The sequence below is a fragment of the Streptomyces millisiae genome (assembly GCF_031845425.1).
Classification (GTDB): domain Bacteria; phylum Actinomycetota; class Actinomycetes; order Streptomycetales; family Streptomycetaceae; genus Streptomyces; species Streptomyces millisiae.
In genome coordinates, this window is record NZ_JAVREM010000004.1 from 219,444 (window position 1) to 239,508 (window position 20,065).

General features: G+C 69.6%; 24 protein-coding genes and 1 tRNA gene. 18 read left to right on the forward strand and 7 right to left on the reverse strand.

Annotation, left to right across the window (positions count from 1 at the left end):
* Positions 1 to 2: 2 nt before the first annotated feature.
* Entirely contained in the window at positions 3 to 926 is a 924-nt protein-coding gene (locus RNC47_RS06880) for an AEC family transporter (protein ID WP_311596457.1), read from the reverse strand.
* A gap of 88 nt (positions 927 to 1,014) precedes the next feature.
* Between RNC47_RS06880 and RNC47_RS06885 the strand changes: the two genes are divergently transcribed.
* From RNC47_RS06885 to RNC47_RS06895, 3 genes are all read left to right on the forward strand, one after another.
* Positions 1,015 to 2,430: a M28 family peptidase gene (locus RNC47_RS06885; protein WP_311596459.1), complete on the forward strand. Its 1,416-nt coding sequence runs from the start codon at positions 1,015 to 1,017 to the stop codon at positions 2,428 to 2,430.
* A 43-nt stretch (positions 2,431 to 2,473) separates the two neighbouring features.
* Entirely contained in the window at positions 2,474 to 2,770 is a 297-nt protein-coding gene (locus tag RNC47_RS06890) for a type II toxin-antitoxin system VapB family antitoxin (protein ID WP_132932216.1), read from the forward strand.
* Between the two features lie 121 nt (positions 2,771 to 2,891).
* A complete protein-coding gene (locus RNC47_RS06895) occupies positions 2,892 to 3,578 on the forward strand; it encodes a LytR C-terminal domain-containing protein (protein ID WP_311596462.1) in 687 nt (228 codons plus the stop codon).
* Between the two features lie 28 nt (positions 3,579 to 3,606).
* On the opposite strand, the gene upp is transcribed toward RNC47_RS06895, so the two are convergent.
* Positions 3,607 to 4,242 (reverse strand): uracil phosphoribosyltransferase, encoded by a 636-nt coding sequence (gene upp / locus RNC47_RS06900; RefSeq protein WP_311596464.1) that lies wholly within the window; start codon positions 4,240 to 4,242, stop codon positions 3,607 to 3,609.
* Between the two features lie 279 nt (positions 4,243 to 4,521).
* Between upp and RNC47_RS06905 the strand changes: the two genes are divergently transcribed.
* The 6 genes from RNC47_RS06905 to RNC47_RS06930 all read left to right on the forward strand — a co-directional run bounded on the left by RNC47_RS06905 (position 4,522) and on the right by RNC47_RS06930 (position 7,953).
* Entirely contained in the window at positions 4,522 to 5,046 is a 525-nt protein-coding gene (locus tag RNC47_RS06905) for a tRNA adenosine deaminase-associated protein (RefSeq protein ID WP_311596466.1), read from the forward strand.
* 55 nt (positions 5,047 to 5,101) lie between these two features.
* Positions 5,102 to 5,539 carry a tRNA adenosine(34) deaminase TadA gene (gene tadA, locus RNC47_RS06910; RefSeq protein ID WP_311596668.1) on the forward strand — a complete coding sequence of 146 codons (438 nt, stop codon included), beginning with the start codon at positions 5,102 to 5,104 and terminating at the stop codon, positions 5,537 to 5,539.
* A gap of 49 nt (positions 5,540 to 5,588) precedes the next feature.
* A tRNA-Ser gene (locus tag RNC47_RS06915) sits at positions 5,589 to 5,675 on the forward strand.
* Between the two features lie 141 nt (positions 5,676 to 5,816).
* Positions 5,817 to 5,987 carry a hypothetical protein gene (locus RNC47_RS06920; RefSeq protein WP_311596468.1) on the forward strand — a complete coding sequence of 57 codons (171 nt, stop codon included), beginning with the start codon at positions 5,817 to 5,819 and terminating at the stop codon, positions 5,985 to 5,987.
* A 102-nt stretch (positions 5,988 to 6,089) separates the two neighbouring features.
* Entirely contained in the window at positions 6,090 to 6,872 is a 783-nt protein-coding gene (locus RNC47_RS06925) for a SigB/SigF/SigG family RNA polymerase sigma factor (protein ID WP_311596470.1), read from the forward strand.
* 208 nt (positions 6,873 to 7,080) lie between these two features.
* Entirely contained in the window at positions 7,081 to 7,953 is an 873-nt protein-coding gene (locus RNC47_RS06930; RefSeq protein ID WP_311596472.1) for an RNA polymerase sigma factor SigF, read from the forward strand.
* Between the two features lie 112 nt (positions 7,954 to 8,065).
* Here the strand turns inward: RNC47_RS06930 and RNC47_RS06935 are convergent, their stop codons facing one another.
* The gene (locus tag RNC47_RS06935; RefSeq protein ID WP_311596474.1) at positions 8,066 to 8,293 is read right to left on the reverse strand and encodes a hypothetical protein; all 228 of its coding nucleotides are present in this window, start codon (positions 8,291 to 8,293) and stop codon (positions 8,066 to 8,068) included.
* A 116-nt stretch (positions 8,294 to 8,409) separates the two neighbouring features.
* Between RNC47_RS06935 and RNC47_RS06940 the strand changes: the two genes are divergently transcribed.
* Positions 8,410 to 9,684, forward strand: a complete 1,275-nt coding sequence (locus RNC47_RS06940) for a lectin (RefSeq protein ID WP_311596475.1) — start codon at positions 8,410 to 8,412, stop codon at positions 9,682 to 9,684.
* 51 nt (positions 9,685 to 9,735) lie between these two features.
* On the opposite strand, the gene RNC47_RS06945 is transcribed toward RNC47_RS06940, so the two are convergent.
* From RNC47_RS06945 to RNC47_RS06955, 3 genes are read right to left on the reverse strand one after another with little or no spacing between them, the layout of a single operon-like run.
* Positions 9,736 to 10,446, reverse strand: a complete 711-nt coding sequence (locus RNC47_RS06945) for an anti-sigma factor family protein (protein ID WP_311596477.1) — start codon at positions 10,444 to 10,446, stop codon at positions 9,736 to 9,738.
* Positions 10,443 to 10,955: a sigma-70 family RNA polymerase sigma factor gene (locus tag RNC47_RS06950; protein ID WP_132932233.1), complete on the reverse strand. Its 513-nt coding sequence runs from the start codon at positions 10,953 to 10,955 to the stop codon at positions 10,443 to 10,445. The genes RNC47_RS06945 and RNC47_RS06950 overlap by 4 nt, the downstream gene beginning before the upstream one ends.
* On the reverse strand, positions 10,952 to 11,440 hold the full coding sequence (locus RNC47_RS06955) for a hypothetical protein (RefSeq protein WP_311596479.1): 489 nt from the start codon (positions 11,438 to 11,440) through the stop codon (positions 10,952 to 10,954). Before RNC47_RS06955 ends, RNC47_RS06950 begins: the two co-directional genes overlap by 4 nt.
* A gap of 184 nt (positions 11,441 to 11,624) precedes the next feature.
* Between RNC47_RS06955 and RNC47_RS06960 the strand changes: the two genes are divergently transcribed.
* The 8 genes from RNC47_RS06960 (at position 11,625) to RNC47_RS06995 (ending at position 17,787) form a co-directional block, all read left to right on the forward strand.
* On the forward strand, positions 11,625 to 12,116 hold the full coding sequence (locus RNC47_RS06960) for a QcrA and Rieske domain-containing protein (protein ID WP_311596481.1): 492 nt from the start codon (positions 11,625 to 11,627) through the stop codon (positions 12,114 to 12,116).
* 28 nt (positions 12,117 to 12,144) lie between these two features.
* Positions 12,145 to 13,032: an LLM class F420-dependent oxidoreductase gene (locus RNC47_RS06965; protein WP_311596483.1), complete on the forward strand. Its 888-nt coding sequence runs from the start codon at positions 12,145 to 12,147 to the stop codon at positions 13,030 to 13,032.
* Positions 13,033 to 13,056: 24 nt separating this feature from the next.
* Entirely contained in the window at positions 13,057 to 13,650 is a 594-nt protein-coding gene (locus RNC47_RS06970; protein ID WP_311596484.1) for an HhH-GPD-type base excision DNA repair protein, read from the forward strand.
* Positions 13,651 to 13,660: 10 nt separating this feature from the next.
* Positions 13,661 to 14,329 carry a phosphotransferase gene (locus tag RNC47_RS06975; RefSeq protein ID WP_311596486.1) on the forward strand — a complete coding sequence of 223 codons (669 nt, stop codon included), beginning with the start codon at positions 13,661 to 13,663 and terminating at the stop codon, positions 14,327 to 14,329.
* Positions 14,330 to 14,424: 95 nt separating this feature from the next.
* Positions 14,425 to 14,667 carry a hypothetical protein gene (locus RNC47_RS06980; RefSeq protein ID WP_311596488.1) on the forward strand — a complete coding sequence of 81 codons (243 nt, stop codon included), beginning with the start codon at positions 14,425 to 14,427 and terminating at the stop codon, positions 14,665 to 14,667.
* Positions 14,664 to 15,176 (forward strand): hypothetical protein, encoded by a 513-nt coding sequence (locus RNC47_RS06985; protein WP_311596490.1) that lies wholly within the window; start codon positions 14,664 to 14,666, stop codon positions 15,174 to 15,176. The genes RNC47_RS06980 and RNC47_RS06985 overlap by 4 nt, the downstream gene beginning before the upstream one ends.
* A gap of 347 nt (positions 15,177 to 15,523) precedes the next feature.
* Positions 15,524 to 15,979 carry a hypothetical protein gene (locus RNC47_RS06990; RefSeq protein ID WP_311596492.1) on the forward strand — a complete coding sequence of 152 codons (456 nt, stop codon included), beginning with the start codon at positions 15,524 to 15,526 and terminating at the stop codon, positions 15,977 to 15,979.
* A 926-nt stretch (positions 15,980 to 16,905) separates the two neighbouring features.
* Positions 16,906 to 17,787, forward strand: coding sequence for a serine/threonine protein kinase (locus RNC47_RS06995; RefSeq protein WP_311596494.1), 882 nt, complete (start codon positions 16,906 to 16,908; stop codon positions 17,785 to 17,787).
* 1,155 nt (positions 17,788 to 18,942) lie between these two features.
* Here the strand turns inward: RNC47_RS06995 and RNC47_RS07000 are convergent.
* Positions 18,943 to 19,704, reverse strand: coding sequence for a hypothetical protein (locus RNC47_RS07000; protein ID WP_311596496.1), 762 nt, complete (start codon positions 19,702 to 19,704; stop codon positions 18,943 to 18,945).
* Positions 19,705 to 20,065: the final 361 nt, after the last annotated feature.

Below are 20,065 nucleotides of genomic sequence, written 5' to 3' on the forward strand. Positions count from 1 at the left end.
CCCTATCCCAGCAGCGCGGCGATCACGGTGAGCGTCGGCACCGCCAGGATCGTGGAGAGCAGGATGGACTCCCGGGCCAGACGGACGCCGGTGGCGTAGCGGGAGGCGTAGGTGAAGAGGTTCTGCGCGGCCGGCAGCGCCGCCGTGACCACGACGTTGAGCTGCTCGGTGGCGTCGAGCCGGAAGACGCCGGCCGCGATGACCCAGGCGATCAGCGGGTGGACCACGGACTTCAGGGCCACGGAGGCCAGCACCGGCCACCGCTCGGGCCCGCGGCCGGGCAGCGCGGAGCCGCGCAGCGAGATGCCGAACGCCAGCAGCACGGCCGGCACCGCCATGTTGCCGATCAGGGTGGCCGGTTCCAGCAGGGTGACGGGCACCGACCAGCCGCTGGCCGCGACCGCGACGCCGCTGAGCGAGCCGGCGACCACCGGGTTGCGGAACGGGGTGGTGACCCGCTGCCAGACGGTGCGGCGCTGGGCGGCGGGCGCGGCCAGGTCGAGCACGGTCAGGGCCACGGGCGTGATCGTCAGCTGCTGGAGCAGCAGCACGGGCGCCACGAGCGAGGCGTCGCCGAGCACGTAGACGGCGATCGGAATGCCGAGGTTGCCGGCGTTCACATAGCTGGAGCAGAGGGCGCCGATGGTGGTGCGGCCCACGCCCCAGCCGCGGAGGACGCCGAGGGTGACGAAGATCGCGGCGACGGCGAGCGTGCTCAGCGCGGTCACCAGCAGGGAGGGCGAGAAGACCAGGGTCAGGTCGGCCTGCGCGAGGGTGACGAAGAGGAGCGCGGGGGTGGCGACGTGGAACGCGAGTTTGGTGAGGACCTCCCGGCCGTTCTCCCCGAGGGAGCCGCGGCGGCCGAGGAGGTAGCCCGTGCCGATGACGCTCGCGATGATCGCGAACCCCGTGATCACCCCGCCCATATATCGAACCCTCGGACGAATCTTCCGATCGGTCAATATGATCTCGGATCCCGAGATCGGGCCATACCCTGCGCTAACGTCACATTTTGTGACAGGAATCACCGCCGCCGCGCTGGCCGCGGCCACCGCCCTCACCCTCGCCTTCCAGCCCTCCTCGCCGGCCGCCGCCGAACCCTCCCTGCCCGACCTCCTGGTGGCCGCCACCACGGCCGAGGGCGCCACCCGCCACCTGGCCGCCCTCCAGCGCATCGCCGACGGGGCGGACGGCAACCGCGCCGCCGGCACCCCGGGCCACGAACGCTCGGCCCGCTACGTCGGCGCGCTGCTCGCCGACGCCGGCTACGACGTCACCTACCAGCGCTTCGCCTTCCCCTACCGCGAGCCGGTCACCGAGCGGCTCACCCAACTCACCCCGGGTGAGCGCGACATCCCGCTGCGGCTGCTGTCGTACACCGCCAACACCCCGGCCGGCGGCGTCCAGGCGCCGCTCGCCGACGCCGGCGACGGCTGCGAGCCGGAGGACTTCGGCGCCGGCTTCCCGGCCGACGCGCGCATCGCGCTGATCGAGCGCGGTGGCTGCACCTTCGCGCGGAAGGTCGCCAACGCGGCGGACGCCGGCGCACTGGGCGCCGTCGTCCACAACAACGCGCCCGGCGCGCTCTCCGGCACCCTCGGCGAGCCGGCCGCCGGGCTGATCCCGGCCGGCACGGTCTCCCAGGAGGACGGCCTCGCCCTCGCCGCCGAGCTCGCCGCCGGCGAGGAGGTGACGCTGCGCCTGGAGATCGAGGAGCTGGCGGAGGAGCGCGAGACGGTGAACGTGGTGGCCGAGTCGCCGGTGGGCGACCCGGACTCCGTGGTGATGGCCGGCGCCCACCTGGACTCGGTGCTCGCCGGCCCCGGACTCAACGACAACGGCTCGGGCTCGGCCGGGCTGCTGGAGACCGCGCTGCGCCTGGCCGAGGTCGACCCGGCCGGCGAGCTCACCGAGCACCGGACGCGCTTCGCCTTCTGGTCCGCCGAGGAACTGGGGCTGCTCGGCTCGGAGCACTACGTCGCCGCGCTCCCCGAGGCGGAGCGGGAGCGGATCGCGCTCTACCTGAACTTCGACATGATCGCGTCACCCAACCACGGCCTCTTCGTCTACGACGCGGACGCCGAACGCGACGACCCGGTCTCCGCGGCCATCGCCGACGACCTCACCGCCTTCCTCGGCGACCGCGGCCTGCCGGCCCGCCCCACCCCGTTCGACGGCCGCAGCGACTACGGCCCCTTCCTCGACGCCGGCATCCCGGCCGGCGGCACCTTCACCGGCGCCGAGGGCCTGAAGTCGGCCGCCGAGACCGAGCTCTGGGGCGGCACCGCGGACGCCCCGTACGACCCCTGCTACCACGCGTCCTGTGACGATCTCGACAACATCGGCCGAACCGCGCTCGATGCGAACGTGAAGGCGATCGCCCACTCCGTCGGCCGCTACGCGACGCGATTGCCCGATACGTCACCCTGACACGAGGCTGCGGGGGAAGGGCCCTGCCCGGTAGGCTCTCCGTGTGATCTTCAAGCGCATCGGCAACGGACGGCCGTACCCTGACCACGGCCGGGACAACACCCGGCAGTGGGCAGACGTCGCCCCGCGCCCCGTGCGTCTTGACCAGCTCGTCACCACCAAGCAGCAGCTCGACCTCGAGACGCTGCTCGCCGAGGACTCCACCTTCTACGGGGACCTCTTCGCGCATGTCGTGAAGTGGCAGGGCGACCTCTACCTGGAGGACGGGCTGCACCGGGCCGTGCGGGCGGCCCTCCAGCAGCGCCAGGTGCTGCACGCCCGCGTGCTCGAACTCGACTGACCCCTCCCCACCCGATCCGTTCGCGACTGCGCCGTTCGGGACTGCGCCGTTTCAGGGAGGCGCGATCCTTTCAGCAGATCATTTATTGGGCTCGGGTCGCGCGCGTGGCTACGCTGCGGCCATGAGCATGCTGACGCCCCCTGGCATGGGCGGCAAGAAGTTCCGCGTCACGGGCAACCATTACCCGCGGATGCGCCGCCCGCGCCGCCGCCGGAAAGCTCTCGCCGCCCTCACCGTCACCAGCGTGCTCGGCCTGCTCGGCTACGGGACGCTGCAGCTCGTCGACGTCTTCTCCGGCGACGAGGACACCGAACGCACCTCCCCCGCCACCTCGGGGCGCCCCCAGTCCGGCGCCAACTGCGCGCCCGAGCAGCCGGAACAGCCGCGCGTCGACCTGCCAGAACCCTCCGCGATCACCGTCAACGTGCTCAACGCCACCTCGCGGACCGGCCTGGCCCAGGCCACGGCCGACGCGCTCGCCGAACGCGGCTTCACCATCGGCGAGGTCGCCAACGCGCCCGAGGAACTGGACGGCAAGGTCGAGGGCCCCGGGCTGCTGCTCGGCACCACGGCCGCCGAGGAGGCCGGCGCGCTGACCGTCCTCGCCACCCAGCTCGAAGGCGCCGAGACCGACCAGAACCGCCCGGGCCAGCGGGCGAACACCCCCGAGTCCGTCGACCTGGTGATCGGCGAGGACTTCGAGGAGCTGACGGCGGAACGCGAGGCGGAACGCCGCCTGGCCGAACTCGCTGAGCCCCGGCCCACCCCCACCGAGGAGTCGGACGAGGCCGAGGCACCCGCCTGCTAGGAAACGGCCCGCCGCCGCGGCCGGCGGGTCAGGACACCGTGCCGTACATGCGGTCGCCCGCGTCGCCGAGGCCCGGGACGATGAAGCCCTGCTCGTTCAGCCGCTCGTCGAGGGCGCCCGTGACCACCGTCACCGGCGCGCCCGACAGCTCCGTCTCGAGCCGCTCCACGCCCTCCGGCGCCGCCAGCAGGCACAGGACCGTCACATCGTCCGCGCCGCGCCCTATCAGCTCGCGGATCGCCGCGACCAGCGTGCCGCCGGTGGCCAGCATCGGGTCGAGCACGTACACCTGGCGCCCCGACAGGTCCTCCGGCATGCGGTTCGCGTACGTCGAGGCCTGCAGCGTCTCCTCGTCCCTGATCATGCCGAGGAAGCCCACCTCGGCCGTCGGCAGCAACCGGACCATGCCGTCGAGCATGCCGAGACCGGCCCGTATGATCGGCACGACCAGCGGACGGGGATGGGAGAGTCGCACGCCCGTGGTCTCCGCGACCGGCGTGGTGATGTCCACCAGCTCGGTGCGGACGTCACGGGTCGCTTCGTATGCCAGCAAGGTGACGAGCTCGTCGGCCAGCCGCCGGAACGTAGGGGAGTCGGTACGCGCATCGCGCAGCGTGGTCAGCTTGTGCGCCACCAGCGGGTGGTCGACGACATGGGTCCGCATGCCGTCGACAGTACCGAACGCCTCCGACACCCCGGGACTGACCGGCGGGTTTCCCGTTGTGACCCCCCGGTGGACAAAGGACGGCGGCGACGTGGAGAGTGGTGCATGGAGGAAGGCGGGGGCATATGCCCGCACGCCAGCCGCGCCGCGTCCGTATCCGTCTGCGCTGAGCCCAGCGCAAGCGAACATTCCGTTGGTGAACTGTCGAGTTACCCGACAGCTCACCCCTTTTCTGCCACGATGCAGGTGGCACTGCCGAACCGAGTGGGGAGAGTCACGGTGTATTTCGCCGCACTGCTCGCGCGGACCGATGATGGTTGGGAAGCGAGTGATACAGAGCTCGACGACGTCGAGACCCTGGACGAGTTGGCCGAGTTGGCCCGCGAATCCGCCGCCAGTGACGACGACACGGTGCTCGTCTACGTCGGGCAGGAGGGCGCCTGGTTCGGCCTCGTCCGCGTGGACGGCGAGGACGACCCGCGCGTCTTCGTCTCCGACGGCACCCGCGCCAAGCGGAGCGCCTACGGAGAGATCCTGCTGACCGACGAGCTCCTCGGCCGCGAGCCGGAGGCCGCGGACGCCCTCGATCAGCTGGACCTCGACGGCACGGAGGACGGCCCCGCCGAGGACGACGACGACTCGGTGAGCACCGACGCCGTGCCGAGCGGCCCGGTCGGCGAGGCCGGCCTGCTGGCCGACTTCGGCATCGACGCCGTCACCGTGTTGAAGCTCACCCCGGACGACGCCCTGGGTGACATCGCCGACGCGCTCGGCTGCGCCGACCTGCTGGAGGCCATCAGGTGACGCGGACGACGACCGGGACGTGACCGATCCGCTGCGCGACCCGTGGCGGCCGGCGATGCGCCAGGCACTCGCCCAGGCCGCCGCGGCGCTGGAGACGGGCGACGTGCCGGTCGGCGCGGTGCTGCTCGGCCCGGGCGGCCCCGAGGGCGAGCCGCTCGGCCTGGGCCGCAACGCGCGCGAGGCCACCGGCGACCCCACCGCGCACGCCGAGGTGCTCGCGCTGCGCGCGGCGGCCGCCACCACGGGGGACTGGCGTCTTGCCGGCTGCACGCTGGTCGTCACGCTGGAGCCGTGCACCATGTGCGCCGGCGCCAGCGTGCTGGCCCGCGTCGACCGCGTGGTCTACGGCGCCGTCGACGCCAAGGCCGGCGCGGCCGGCTCCCTCTGGGACGTCATCCGCGACCGCCGCCTCAACCACCGCCCCGAGGTGATCGGCTCCGTCCTCGCCGAGGACTGCGGCCGGCTCCTCACCGACTTCTTCCGCACCCGCTGACCCGTATCCCGTTTCGGCCCAGCGCCCCGAGTGGGATAGGCTTCCTCCCGGTAGCGTGTCCGAGCGGCCGAAGGAGCTCGCCTCGAAAGCGAGTGTGGGGGTGACTCCACCGAGGGTTCAAATCCCTCCGCTACCGCTCTTGTCACACCGCCGAGGGGCGGGCCCACCGGGCCCGCCCCTCGGGCGTTCCCGTGTCACCGAGGGCTGGCTCGCCGCCCGCATGGGCTATCTTCCGTCCCTGAGACGGACGGCACCGAGACGGAAGGCGGGCAGGCACATGACGTTGGCGCGGGCGCGCAAGGGCGCGCTGTTCCTGTTGAGCGTGCTGGTGTTCTACTCGATCGTGAGCTACCCGAGTCGCTCGGCCGACTTCGCCGAGCTGGCGTTCACCGCGGTGGCGGACGCGGCGACCGGGGTCGGGGATCTGGTGACCGGTTCGGCCGACTAACACGGGGTTTGCCGGTGCTTGCACACGACGGATATGTCTTGTGATGCTATGACTGCCTTTGTGTGGCTATGCGGCTAGTGCACCGTAAGGGGTGGTCGGCAGGTGGCGGCGACGGGGACCCGGGGTGCGAAGGCGCGCGCGGTGACGCAGGCGCTCTTCGAGCGGCTGACCGCCCTGGAGCCCGGGACCGCCGAGCACGCCAGGGTCCGGGGGGCGCTGATCGAGGCCAACCTGCCGCTGGTCCGCTTCGTGGCGCTGCGCTTCCGTAGCCGCAACGAGCCGCTGGAGGACATCGTCCAGGTCGGCACCATCGGCCTGATCCACGCCATCGACCGCTTCGACATGGAGCGCGGCGTGCAGTTCGCCACCTTCGCCATGCCGACGATCGTCGGCGAGATCCGGCGCTACTTCCGGGACAGCGTGCGCACGGTGCACGTGCCGCGCCGGCTGCACGAGCTGTGGGCGCAGGTGCGGACGGCCGCCGAGGATCTGACGGTGACGCTGGAGCGGCACCCGACGCCGGCCGAGATCGCCGAGCGGCTGCGGATCCCGGAGGACGAGGTGCTGGCGAGCATGGACGCGGGGCGCGCCTACCGGGTGTCCTCGCTGGAGGCGGCCAAGGAGCGGGAGGACGGCGGGCAGGGCCCGATCGACCGGCTCGGCTACGAGGACCCGGGGCTGGCGGACGTCGAGCACCGGGCGCTGGTGCGGCACCTGCTGGTCCAACTGCCGGAGCGGGAGCGGCGGATCCTGCTGATGCGCTACTACCGGAACCTGACGCAGTCGCAGATCAGCGCGGAGTTGGGTATGTCACAGATGCACGTGTCCCGGCTGCTGTCCCGAAGCTTCACCCGGCTCCGCTCCGCAAATCCGATCGAGAACTAAGCCTGACGAAGGACCCAACTCCGGGAACTCGCACATCAGCTGTGCCGTTTTATCGACATGAAGCTACGTCGCGTTGACGACGCGTGACATTCTGTGGAAACCGTGTTTGCCGTGGCGGCAGAGCCGGTATCTCCACGAGGGCGCGTTCTCTCGTCCTGTGTCACCGTCAGCGCGCCGCCGCGACCCGTCCACGACCTAAGGGGGTGGCATGTCCGTAGAACTGGGCAGCTCCAAGGTGCTCACCACGACCGGCACGCCGCATGTTCCCGCGCCGCACGTACCCTCGTTGCCGGCCGAAGCTCCCGCGGAGACCGACAACCTCGATACCCGCACCCTCTCCCGTTCACTCTTTCAGCGGCTCGCCACGCTCGACGCGGACAGCCCGGAGCGGGCCTACGTCCGCGACACCCTGATCGAGCTGAACCTGCCGCTCGTCCGGTACGCGGCGGCCAGGTTCCGCAGCAGGAACGAGCCGATGGAGGACATCGTCCAGGTCGGCACCATCGGCCTGATCAAGGCGATCGACCGCTTCGACTGCGAGCGGGGCGTGGAGTTCCCGACCTTCGCGATGCCCACCGTGGTCGGGGAGATCAAGCGGTTCTTCCGTGACACGTCCTGGTCGGTGCGGGTGCCGCGCCGGCTCCAGGAGTTGCGGCTCGCGCTCACCAAGGCGAGCGACGAGCTGTCCCAGCGTCTCGACAGGTCGCCGACCGTGCCCGAGCTCGCCGCCTGCCTGGGCGTCAGCGAGGACGAGGTCGTCGACGGGCTCGCCGTGGGCAACGCGTACACGGCCAGCTCGCTGGACTCCCCCTCGCCCGAGGAGGACGGCGGCGAGGGCTCGCTCGCCGACCGCCTGGGCTACGAGGACACGGCCCTGGAGGGCGTGGAGTACCGGGAGTCCCTGAAGCCGCTGCTGGCCCGGCTGCCGGCCAGGGAGCGGCGCATCATCATGCTGCGCTTCTTCGGCAACATGACGCAGTCCCAGATCGGCGAGGAGGTCGGCATCTCGCAGATGCACGTCTCGCGGCTGCTGACCCGCACCCTGGCGCAGCTGCGCGAGGGTCTGACGGCCGAGGAGTGAGGAGGCCCGGACCGGCGGTGGGCCGCCGGTCCGGGAGAAGAGGGCGCGTGGATCCCACGCCCACGCGTGCCCTCACCCGCTCTCGCGTTTTTCGGAGTTCGGTGTCAGCCCGTCAGCTGAACGCCAGCCAGGCCACCACGGCGAGCACCGTGATCGCGGCCGCGATGCCCAGGATGACGCCGATCCTGGGCCCTGAGGACTGCGGCGCCACCGGCGTCGGCTGCCGGCCCGCCGTGCCGCCGGGGGTTCCCCCCTGGTCGACGAACGCCTGGAACATCTGCGTGCTGCCGGCCGGGTCCGGTTGGTTCGGGCCCTGCGGCGCTTGGGGGTTGTGAGCCATGCCTGCCGACCCTAGCGAACCCCGGCCGGAGCGGAACAGCCCGGTCCGCCTCGTGGCGCGCGTCCGGTTCGGTCCAGACTCTTGAATTGGTCTACGCCAAGCGCTATGTCGTGTACATGAGACGCTTCTCACCCCCACACCTCCGCCGGCTGCTCACCGGCACCCTGCTGCTGGCCCTGGCCGGCGCGCTCCTCCAGACCCCCGCCGGCGCCGCCGCCGAGGCCCCGCCGCCGGACCAGGACCCGGCCCTCGCCGCGCCGCTGGCCGTGGTCTTCGAGGACACCTTCGACGGTCCCGCCGGCACCGCCGTCAACGGCGCCCGCTGGCAGCTGGAGACCGGCGACAACGTCAACAACCACGAGCTGCAGTACTACACGGGCGGCACCAACAACGCCGCGCTCGACGGCCAGGGCAACCTGGTGATCACCGCCCGCCGCGAGAACCCCGGCAACTACGCCTGCTGGTACGGCCGGTGCGAGTACACCTCGGCCCGCCTCAACACCGCGGGCCGGTTCACCGCGCAGTACGGCCACGTCGAGGCCCGGCTGCGGGTGCCGCGCGGCCAGGGCATGTGGCCGGCGTTCTGGATGCTGGGCAACGACATCGGCTCCATCGGCTGGCCGGCCAGCGGCGAGATCGACGTGATGGAGAACGTCGGCTTCGAGCCGGGCACCGTGCACGGCACGCTGCACGGCCCGGGCTACTCGGGGAGCGAGGGCATCGGCGCCGCCTACACGCTGCCCGGCGGCCAGGCGTTCGCCGACGGCTTCCACACCTTCGCGGTCGACTGGTCGCCCGGCCGGATCAGCTGGTCGGTCGACGGGCAGGTGTACCAGACCCGCACCCCGGCCGACCTGGGCGGCGACCCCTGGGTCTTCGACAAGCCGTTCTTCCTGATCCTCAACCTCGCGGTCGGCGGCTACTGGCCGGGCAACCCGGACTCCAGCACCGTCTTCCCGCAGCAACTGGTCGTCGACCACGTCCGGGTCAGCACCTCGGACGCCGGCACGCGCACCGGGCCGATCACCGGACTCGGCGGGAAGTGCGTGGACGTCGCGGGTGCCAACACCGCGAACGGCACCCCCGTCCAGCTGTACGACTGCAACGGCACCGCCGCGCAGTCCTGGACGGTGGGCGCCGACGGCACGCTGCGCGCGCTCGGCAAGTGCCTGGACGTGGTGGACGGCGCCACCGGCGACGGCGCCCGGCTCCAGCTGTGGGACTGCACCGGCGGCCCCAACCAGCGGTGGGTGGTCACGGCCGCCCGGGACATCGTCAACCCGCAGGCCGACAAGTGCCTGGACGTGACGGACCACTCCACCGCCAACGGCACCCGGCTCCAACTGTGGACGTGCGCGGGCACCGCCAACCAGAAGTGGACGGCGCCCTGACACCCGGCCGCGTGACGCCCGGCCCCGTGACGCCCGGCGGCGGCCGGCCCGCTACGGCGCCACCGCCAGCCTGAGCACCGGCACCCCGTCGAGCGTGCGGACCTCCAACCACTCGATGGCCGCCCGCGACATCGGGGTGCCGACCGTCATCGACGCGCTGTTCTCCGGCAGCGCGCGCCAGCTGGCCAGCTCCTCCGTCTCGCCGTCCCTGCCGACCGCGACCAGCACGTACGCGCCGCCCTCGCCGTCGCCGTACTGGCACTCCATCTCCACCCTGGTGCCCCAGTCGGCGTCGGCGAGCGAGACGTCCGCCCGCACCGGCCAGTCGCCGAGCGGCGTCATCGGGCCGCCGGCCGCCACCGGCGGACCGCCGTCCGGCACGCCCTCGCCGTCGGAGCCGTCGCCACCGCCCGCGAAGACCGCCGAGAACACCAGCACCAGGCAGGCCGCGAGCGCCAGCAGCGCGGCGGAGAGCGTGGTCGTGAAGCGCCGGCGGCGCTCCCGCGCCACCCGGGTCAGCAGCCCCGGCAGCAGGTCCTCCGGCGGAGCCGGCTCGACGCCGGCCGCGGCCAACCCGTCCGGGTCGGCCTGGCTGAGCAGCCCGGGTATGCCGGCGAGCTGCCGCACCGACTCGGCGCACCGGTCGCAGCCGCGCAGGTGCTCCTCGAAGTCGGATCTGTCCTGCGGGGAGAGCGCGCCGAGCACGTACGCGCCGTCCCAGGTCTCGAACGGGTCGACGCCCGCTGCCCCCACCCCGTTCATCGGGTCACGCCCTTCTCCTCGAGCACCAGGCGCAGCGCACGGAGGGCGTAGTGCGTCCGGGATTTGATGGTTCCCTCCGCGACGCCGAGGCGGGCGGCGGCCTCGGCCACCGAGTATCCCTGGAAGTAGCAGAGGGTCAGCACCTCGCGGTGGCGCGCGGAGAGCTCCGCGAGGGCGTCGGCGACCAGCCAGCCCTGCACCGCGCGCTCCGTGTCGTCGGGCACGGCGAGCTCGGGGGGCTCGTCGGTGGTTATCTCGGAGCGCGCCGCCGCCGAGCGCCACCCGTCGATGACGATGCGCCGGGCGACGGTGAACAGCCAGGCGCGCGCCGAGCGCGCGGTCTGGTCCAGCACGCCGGGGTGGCGCCAGGCCCGCAGCAGCGTCTCCTGCGTCACGTCCTCGGCCCTCGCCCGGTCGCCCCCGGTGAGGTGCAGGGCGAACGACCAGAGCGCGGCGGCGTGTTGCTCGTGCAGGGCACGCATCAACTCGTCCTCCGCGGCATCGCTCATGCCTGCCCGCCCTGGCCCTGCCCCTGGGCCTGACCCTGGCCCTGGCCCTGGCCCTGGAGCCCGCCGCGGTGCCGGCCCCGGCGGCCGGCGGGCGGCGGCAGGTCCCGCTTCCGCGACCTGGCGGCGTACCGCTGCGCCAGCAGCACGAGCCCGAAGACCACGCAGGCCGCCTCCGTGATCACGCCCCACAGTTCCTCGTCCGTCCTGAACTGCTCCTGGACGTCGAAGAAGCCGACCGTCAGCGACATCACATAGGCGCCGAGGGTGGCGACGCCGAAGCCGACCGCGGCCAGCTCGGGCAGCCAGTGGCCGCGCCAGAGCAGCACGGCGAGCGCGATCACCGGGCCCGCGATCACGTTGACCATGAAGAGCGGCCCGACGACGTCCATGAAGCGGGCCCAGTCGTCCCAGACCACCCAGTGCACCCACGCCGAGCCGATAAGTCCCGCCGCGACCAGCAGTCGCGACAGCCAGCCGATGACCATCCCTCGCTACCTTCCCGCCGCGCTCCCACGACGCACCCACGCTGCCATGCACGCTTCCGTCCGCGCACCCGTTCGCCCCTGACACGAGACGCGCGCCCCCCGGGTTCAATCGCGCGCCGCCCCGTTTCCCCGCGTTTTCCGCCCGGCGTTGAACCCAACCCCGGGCACTCTCGTTTGCTGGGGTATGACAGCGACCTCACACAGCCGCCGCACCGTGCTCGCCGCGACCGCCGCCTCGGCCGGAGCGCTGGCCCTGGCCGCGTGCGGCAGCGACGACGACAGCTCCTCCGGCTCCCCCTCCCCCAGCCAGGCCGCCGACGGCGGCGCCGGCTCGGAGGCCGGCGGGGACGAGGCCTCGGCCGGCTCGGGCTCCGGCTCGGCCGGCGGCACCGCCATCGCCGACGTCGCCGACGTGCCGGTGGGCGAGGCCGTCCCCGTCACCGCCGACGGCCAGGAGGCCATGCTCTTCCGCGCCGACGAGACGACCGTGGCCTGCTTCAGCGCCATCTGTACCCACGCGGGGTGCAGCGTGCAGCCCGAGGGCGTGGAGCTGCGCTGCCCCTGCCACCAGTCCGTCTTCGACGCCGCCACCGGCGAGGTGCTCGGCGGCCCGGCCCCCGAGCCGCTGCCCGCCATCGGGGTGAGGATCGAGGGCGACCAGATCGTCACGGAATAGCCGCCTCCGCCGCCGGGTTTGCCCCGGCATGAGCGCAGACACCCCCACCCTCAAGAGCACGATCGGCGCCTTCGGCGTCTGGAGCGCCACCCTCAAGGCCGAGGAGCCCGGCCGCCGCGCGGAGATCGCCGACGCGGCGGCCGAGCTCGACGAGCTCGGCTACGGCGCCATCTGGCTCGGCGGCAGCCCCGGCGTCGAACAGGCCGTGCCGCTGCTGGACGCCACCCGCCGGATCACCGTGGCCACCGGCATCCTCTCCATCTGGCTGCACTCGGCCGAGGACGTCGCCGCCCGGTACGCCGACGCCGACGAGAGCTCGGGCGGCCGCTTCCTGCTGGGCCTCGGCGTCAGCCACGGCGCCCTGACGGACCGTTACCGCAAGCCGTACTCCGCGATGCGCGACTACCTGACGGCGCTCGACGCCGCGCCGCGCCCCGTCCCCGCCGGGCGCCGGGTGCTGGCCGCGCTCGGCCCGAAGATGCTCGAACTCTCCCGCGACCGCGCCGCCGGCGCCCACCCCTACCTGGTGACGGCCGAACACACCGCCCAGGCCCGCGCCACCCTGGGCGAGGAGGCGCTGCTCGCCCCCGAGCTCAAGGCCGTCCTCGACCCCGAGCCGGCGCGGGCGCTCACCACGGCCCGCGCCTACCTCGCGCGCTACCTCGCGCTCCCCAACTACACCAACAACCTGCTGCGGCTCGGCTTCGCCGAGGAGGATCTCACCGGCGGCGGCAGCGACCGCCTCGTCCACGCGCTCTTCGCGCTCGGCGAGCCGACGACGGTGCGGGCCAGGGCCGAGGAGTTCCTGGCCGCCGGCGCCGACCACGTCGCGCTCCAGGTGGTCACGGGCGACGGACACGAGGACTTCCCGCTCGCCGCCTACCGCGCCCTCGCCGAGGCGCTCCCCCTGAAATAGCCCCGCGGCCCCGATCATGACCCCATGACCACTCCCGACCCCCACCCCCACACCCTCCACCTCGCCCAGCGCCCCGAGGCCGACGAACTCCTCGGCCGCAGCCCGCTGGCCCGGCTCGTCGGCATGCTCCTCGACCAGCAGGTGCCCATGGAGTGGGCCTTCACCGGGCCCTACACCATCGCCCGGCGGATGGGCGGCGACGACCTCGACGCCCGCGAGATCGCCGCCCGCGACCCCGAGGAGTTCGCCGCCCTGCTCGCCACCAAACCCGCCGTCCACCGCTACCCCGGCTCGATGGCGCGCCGGGTGCAGCAGCTGTGCCAGTACCTCGTCGACCACTACGACGGCGACGCCGGCGCGCTGTGGCGTGACGTCGACGACGGCCGCGAACTGCTGCGCCGGCTCAACGCGCTGCCCGGCTTCGGCAAGCAGAAGGCCCAGATCTTCCTGGCGCTCCTCGGCAAGCAGCTCGGCGTCACCCCCACCGGCTGGCGCGAGGCGGCGGGCGCCTACGGCGAGGAGGGCGCCTACCGCTCCGTCGCCGACATCACCGGACCCGACTCCCTGACCCGGGTCCGCGAGACGAAACAGGCCGCGAAACGCGCGGCGAAGTCGTAGCCTCCCCCTCATGCTCCTCGGGGAACTCATCGGCTCCGGCCGCACCGCCGACGTCCACGCGCTGGACGACCACCGCGTGCTGCGCCGCTACCGCGACGGCCGGGACGCCGCCGAGGAGGCCGCGGTCATGGCGTATCTCGGCACCCACGGCTACCCCGTCCCGGCCGTACACCCCGGCGCCCCCACCCCCGCCGACCTGATACTCGAACGCCTCACGGGCCCCACCCTCTTCGCCTCCCTCCTCGCCGGCGACACCCCCATCCCGGCCGGCGGCCGGCTCCTCGCCGACCTCCTCACCCGCCTCCACGCCGTCCCGCCCCGCCACGCCGACCCGATCCTCCACCTCGACCTGCACCCGGAGAACGTCCTCCTCACCCCGCGCGGCCCCGTCGTCATCGACTGGCACGACAGCGCCGAGGGCCCGCCCGGCTACGACCTCGCCGTCTCCGCGATGATCCTCGCCGAGGTCGCCGTCGCCGACTCCCCGATCGCCGGCCCCTCGGCGGCCCTCCTGACCGCCCTCCTCGACGCCCTCGGCCCGACCGCCGCCACCATCCCCACCCACCTCCCCCACGCCCACGCCCGCCGCGCCGCCAACCCCACCCTCCGCCCCGGCGAACACGAGGCGGTGGACGCCGCGCTGTCCCTGCTCCACCGCCAACCTCAAATTTCGCTCTGAGACTGGCGCCCACACACTTCGAGGGGCCCCTGCTCGGGCATGGTGGTGATGTGAAGGCGACCCTGCGGGACCGGACCTGCGTTCGGAGTGTGGTCATGACAGGAACTTCCTCCCCCCTGCCGTCCTCCGTCCCGGAGATCGGCACGATGGCACGCGACACCTCGCGCGACCGGGTCGGCAGAGTCATGGCCCACCTCTACGGCACGATCTGGCTCCGCCCACCCGGCGGCGGCCAGGAATGGACCGCCCGCCCGGAGGACGTCCGCCCCATCAGCGCGAGCGAGTCCCTGAGCCACCGCGTAGCCGAAGCCAACCGCCGCGCACGCAACGCGCGTTGACCGCTGTCGTCGCGGCGATGGTGACCGCCGTCGTCGGCATCGCCGGCACGCTCCTGGCCCCCTGGGTGACCCACCGCGTCAGCCGCCAACAGCGCCTCCTCGACGCCGAACTCGAGGACCGCCGCCGCCACGCCGAGGACCGCCGCACCACCTACATCGCGATGAACCGCGCGTCCCGCCAGTTCCACACCCTCCTCAAGGACGCCCTCCACCGCCTCCGCGACGGCGTCTACACGGACACGGAACGCGACCAACTCGAACGCGCCCGCCTCGACTACCGCGACCGCTACGCCGAGGCCCAACTCATCGCCGCCGAATCGGTCCTCGCCGCCTCCCGCGACCTCAACACCGTCCTGGCGGGCATCGACGCCGCCACCAAACGCATCGACCGCGGCCACCCCCGCGACGGCGAAACCCCCGACCAGGCCCTCCTGGCTCTCAAGGCCGCCGAACCGAAGCTCGCAGCCCTGATCCAAACCATGCGCGCAGAACACGGCACGCCGAGCTAAGGCCCGTCGGCGCGGAGTGCCGCACCTGCTACGAGCACTGCCAACGAGCAGCACGGTCTTGAAACCGTCGTGAGGTAACCCCTCACCGTGCGTTCAAATCCCACCGCCTCCGCCGCGAGAGCCTTGCGAACGGCCCCCGACCAGCGTATCTGGCCGGGGGCCGTCGCAGTTTCCCTCTCCCCGCCGACGACCGTGACTCCCCGCCATTCCCCGCCCGATGGGGCACGCGAGGGGCACGCCGTCGCCTGGGCCGTTGGCCCGTCGTTTGGCCGGTACGCGTCGGTCCACCAGAGGCTGCCTGCCCCGGTTACGGTAGTGGCCGGCATTGGCGGGTGAAGCAATCCCGTATGAGCTTCTGGGCAGAGATCGCCACGCAGTCGCTGGGCGCGCTGGCGGGCACCTTGGTCGGTGGTGCGATCACCGTGTTGGTGGCGCGATGGCAGACGAACAGATCGATCGCGGCTCAGGCAACTCTGGCGACTGCCGAGCACGCGGCCAGCCTGCGACTCGACCAGGTGAGTCAGGACCGTGCCCGGTCGACGGACGCGGCCCGGACGCTTCTGGAACGGTTAGCGGATCTGTACGCTTGGCTGCCGTCCCTGCCTGACGTTTCCGCTGAAACGCCCTACCTGAGCTGCCATGCGCGCGATCAATGCCGCCACGCCATGGAATCCCTCCGGCGAGGGATGATCACCGATCTCTACGCGATCAGCGACCACATGACTCGCGAGCGCTACCGCGAACTCGTGCGTCTCGCCTACGACGTCGGGTGGCGAGAGGTTGGCTCTGGAAACCGCGAGTGACAGGTACGGGACGTCAGGCACTACCTTCGCTACGTCCAGCACTCGCTTGAAGCACTCATCGACGGAAGCCCACTGCCCAGACACGTGGAGCCGCCGATCCTCGACCGGCCCGAAGACGAGCCATGGCAACCACCCGCCGTCCCCTGGCACTGGGGCGACCCCGCCGACGGGAGCTGATCTGGGCGGTCGACGCGAGTCGTCCCGAACTACGGCGGCGCGGGTGCTGAGGTCTGCCGGACTGATCACCAAGTGCCTCGGCCTGGAGAAGGTTGGCTGAGGCCACGGCGGTTGCTGTATGGCGCTGCCGACAACAGGGCTTATCTTCGCTGGGTGGGGCAACGCCAGTTGTCGGAGGCGGACTGAACGCCGTCAGCCCAGTCCAGGGGGACTGCCTCCAGCTCCACGATGTGCTGTCGCCGCTTTGGCTTCAGCGAAGATCGCTTTGCGTGCCGTACTGCCGTGATCAACGTTCCCCTTGGCAAGGATGTGGCGCCGAGCCACCGATTCTCTTATGCCTGCAGACTCATGCTGACCTGCTGAAACAGGTGAACATGAGATCGTTGCATCGCCGGCTAAGTGGTTCGCTGCAGTTCGCTATTCAGCCGAGAAGCCTCGGAGTAGGGTCACTTTCGCGAAGCGTGGCTCCGCGTAGGACGTGTTCGACCGGAAACGGTGCACTTTACAGGCCAGGACGATTGCGAAGATTGGCGCCATCAGTTGGCCGTCGCATCGCACTGGCTCCCCGTCAAGGAAGCGATCAACCCGAGCGCGGTCAATTCGGGCGAATAGAAAATATATAGCATATCGTAGTGAAGGGTGCGATGGTGGCTGACTTTCGTCCATCCTCGGGACTGCGAGGCGCACCTCGCGCTAAAGTGGGCATAGGGCAAACCGCACCTCGTCACCTATGACCGCAACGGGCTGAAATGGCAACTGAAATTCGTATCGAGGATGTTACTTCGTCCTTGGAGTCTGCTCTCTCCGTGTCTTCGTTGGTCCCATTGGCGCAGGGAGGGCAGAAATATGTCTTCGAATGCAAGCTTGAAGAGTTCGAAGCTGTCGCTAAGGTCGTGATGCTTCCGACTGGTCCAGATCACTTCCACGTTTTAGAGCGAGCGCAGCGCGAAGTCGAAATCCTTGCTGCCATTGATTCGCCTAGAGTGGTTTCTGTACTCAGCGAAGTCGTGGAGCTTGAGTATGCTGGGGCCCCATTTGCGGCTGCTTGGGTGGAAAAGCGACTCGATGGTACGGACATGCGCTTCAATTTGGAGGAGCCGTGGGACTCTGATAGATGCGCTCGTCTGCTTGTTCACATTGGGGAGGCGCTAACGGCTTTCCATGAGCAGGATGTTGTGCATCGAGACCTGAGTCCGGCCAATATCCGGGAACTGAGTGATGGGTCATTTGCGCTGATGGATCCAGGGTTGGCCCGTCATCTCGCGAAGAGCGCCCTTACCGGTCTCTATCAGCCAGGAACTCCCGGACATCGAAGTCCGGAACACGTGCCTGGCGGAGACATCCAACCGGTCAGCGATATATTCGCGCTTGGGATCCTTGCTTACCGAGCACTTACGGGAGCACTCCCTATTGACCCACTTGGGTCTGAAGATGAATATTTTCACAGGCTGCGTAATTTTGATTGTCCTGCGGTCGAAATCATGCGGCCCGATATGCCGGGGCCCATGTGTGCCATTATCAACCGTTGCTTGCAGAGGCAGCCCGCTCGACGATTCCTGGACGGTGGAGAATTGCTTGATGAGCTCAAGCTGCTGCCCGATTTCTTCGGCCTCCATTTTCTCGAATCCTAGATCTGGCGGAGGAAATAATGGCGGTATTCATTCAAGATGGTCGGCGAAGTGGTCATTTTAAGTGGTCAGTAGAGGCCATTCAGCGAGGTGCTGCGGATGGAACTGTGATCAGCGCCTTTTGTACGCCGCGTATTCCTCTTCCGCGGAATCGCGACGCTAGCGCAGTAGTCGCAGCGTTGGGTGACCGTGCGGAAATTCTATTCGACCCCATGACCCATGCTCGATTGTTGAGCGGCACAAATAGGCTTGACCTCTACGAGACATGGGGCTTGTGGGGCAACTCAGGGGTCGGTCTAGACAGCACCGTTCGTCAAGTCGAGCACATTGAGCGGGTATTCGCTCGGCAGGTCGAGCTTCAGGTACCCAGACTCGCCCCAACCTTAGCTCTCACATCAAGTCACTCAATGATGGCTGACTACGCGATCAGTACCGCTCGCATTGCCAAAGGCCTCGATGCCACTTGCTACCAAAGCCTTGTTGGGACTACAAGTTTTTATGCTTCCGGTAGTGACTTGGATGCATATGTGGGTAGGCTTGCTGGTCTACGCGCGCCGGTTTGGGTTCTGACCCTCATCCCTGATTCCAGCCCTAATCTGATCGCTGATCTAGCAACGTCAACCGCTGCCTTGGCGGGTTGGATGAGGACGATTCACTCTCTCAGTGCTCGGAGCCGAGTGATTGTTCAAAATTCAGATTTTCTCGGTTTGCTCGCGGTTGCAGCCGGAGCAAACACGATTGGTAGCGGCTGGGATCGAGGAATGAGGGTCTTTGATGCTAGTGGCTATCAGCTGTCCACTCCTGCACCGAGGCGGCCAGCATCTTACGTAACTCAGCAAGGCCTTCTGGCGGTCCTGCGTCGATCGGTCGCAGATGACATTCAGAGGTTGGATAGAGCAGCTGCTGAGCGTCTACGCGGTGGGCCAATGCCCCGAGATGAAGCACACCAGCGCCTTCATCATCTTGCTGTGCTGCGGCGATTGCTAGCCGGTATCCAGCACGTAACCGATCGGCGAGGTTCAGTGGCAACCCTCAAGGGCCACTATGAAACTGCACTAGCAGCCTTTTCCTGGCTTGACAGGCAAATTCCCAATATCGTGCCGCGCGCCGAGGTCGACACATGGGTCAACGCACCTCTGCGGGCATTGGAAGAATATGCTAAGGCAGAGGGAATCTGGTAGGGGTAAAGCCAATCGCGGCGACAAAATGCTCGCTTCCTAGAAGTCGATTGTGCATACCGATTGGAGAAATGCGGGGGCGAATGATCCACTCGTCCCCGCAGGCAAGTCCAAGATGCAATCTGCGCACTGCTTCGAGCAAAGGGGTTTTATCCTTCGGCATTCTCGCTACTACTAGGACGCTCGCATCGCACCATGCTCTGTAGCGAAAAGCCTGCCGCACGCCCGAGCGCCAATCATCCACCTTGGCTTCGAGAGCGTAAATCCGGCCGGTTGGTCTAACTTCTTCAGCTCGGTAGGCCAAACCGTTTCGGAGTATGGCGGCTCCATTTTGCGACAATTCTCGCAATGCTGCTGCTGTCCATTCATCGCTTTTCCCCAATCTCTTGGCAAGTGCCCGTACGCCAGTTCCTTGCTGAAATTTGAGCGTCACTAGCATATGGACGTGAGCTTGCTTCAGTACGGGGGGAATTCCGGAAGCGAGTCGATTCTTCAGCGCTTTTCCTGGCGCGGGCATTACCACCAGGTCGGGAATGCCGACAGGCCCTGGTACTTCTGCCATCATCGCCACGCCGCGATGAGCGCGTGGAAGGGATGCTGCCAGGCTGCGCATCATTGGCGCGAGCGCAGCCTCAATTGTTGGTGTGAATCGAACGCCGGCGGCAGTTGTATTGCTTCGATACTCTACAGTTTCTTGAAAATTGATAGAGACTTGTTGTAGAGACTTCGACCCCATGAGCATCTACACAATTTATCAAACAGCACTGACAGACGCTCGTGGGCGTGGCGAAACGGCAGGTGACCGTGTCAATGCGAGCCGCCCTTGGCCGCAGAGCCCCACGGTCGGTGGAGCGGGTTTGGCCGGTGTCCTGCCTGGGCTGGGGTCGGGCATGGTCACGGGGCCGTACGCTTCCTCAGCTGATCGGGCGGGGCGGAGCCCTGCCCGGTTAATCCGGCCGATGGCCCTCTGGCCTTGCCCGATGAGGGTCCCGGACCGGGCAGGTGGGTAAAGCCGTGGAGCTGACCCTCAGCCACGGCGGACCCCCTTCACCGCAACCAGGGTCGTGCCTGTACTGGTGCGCGGCCGGCGGGCCTGGGTCGGA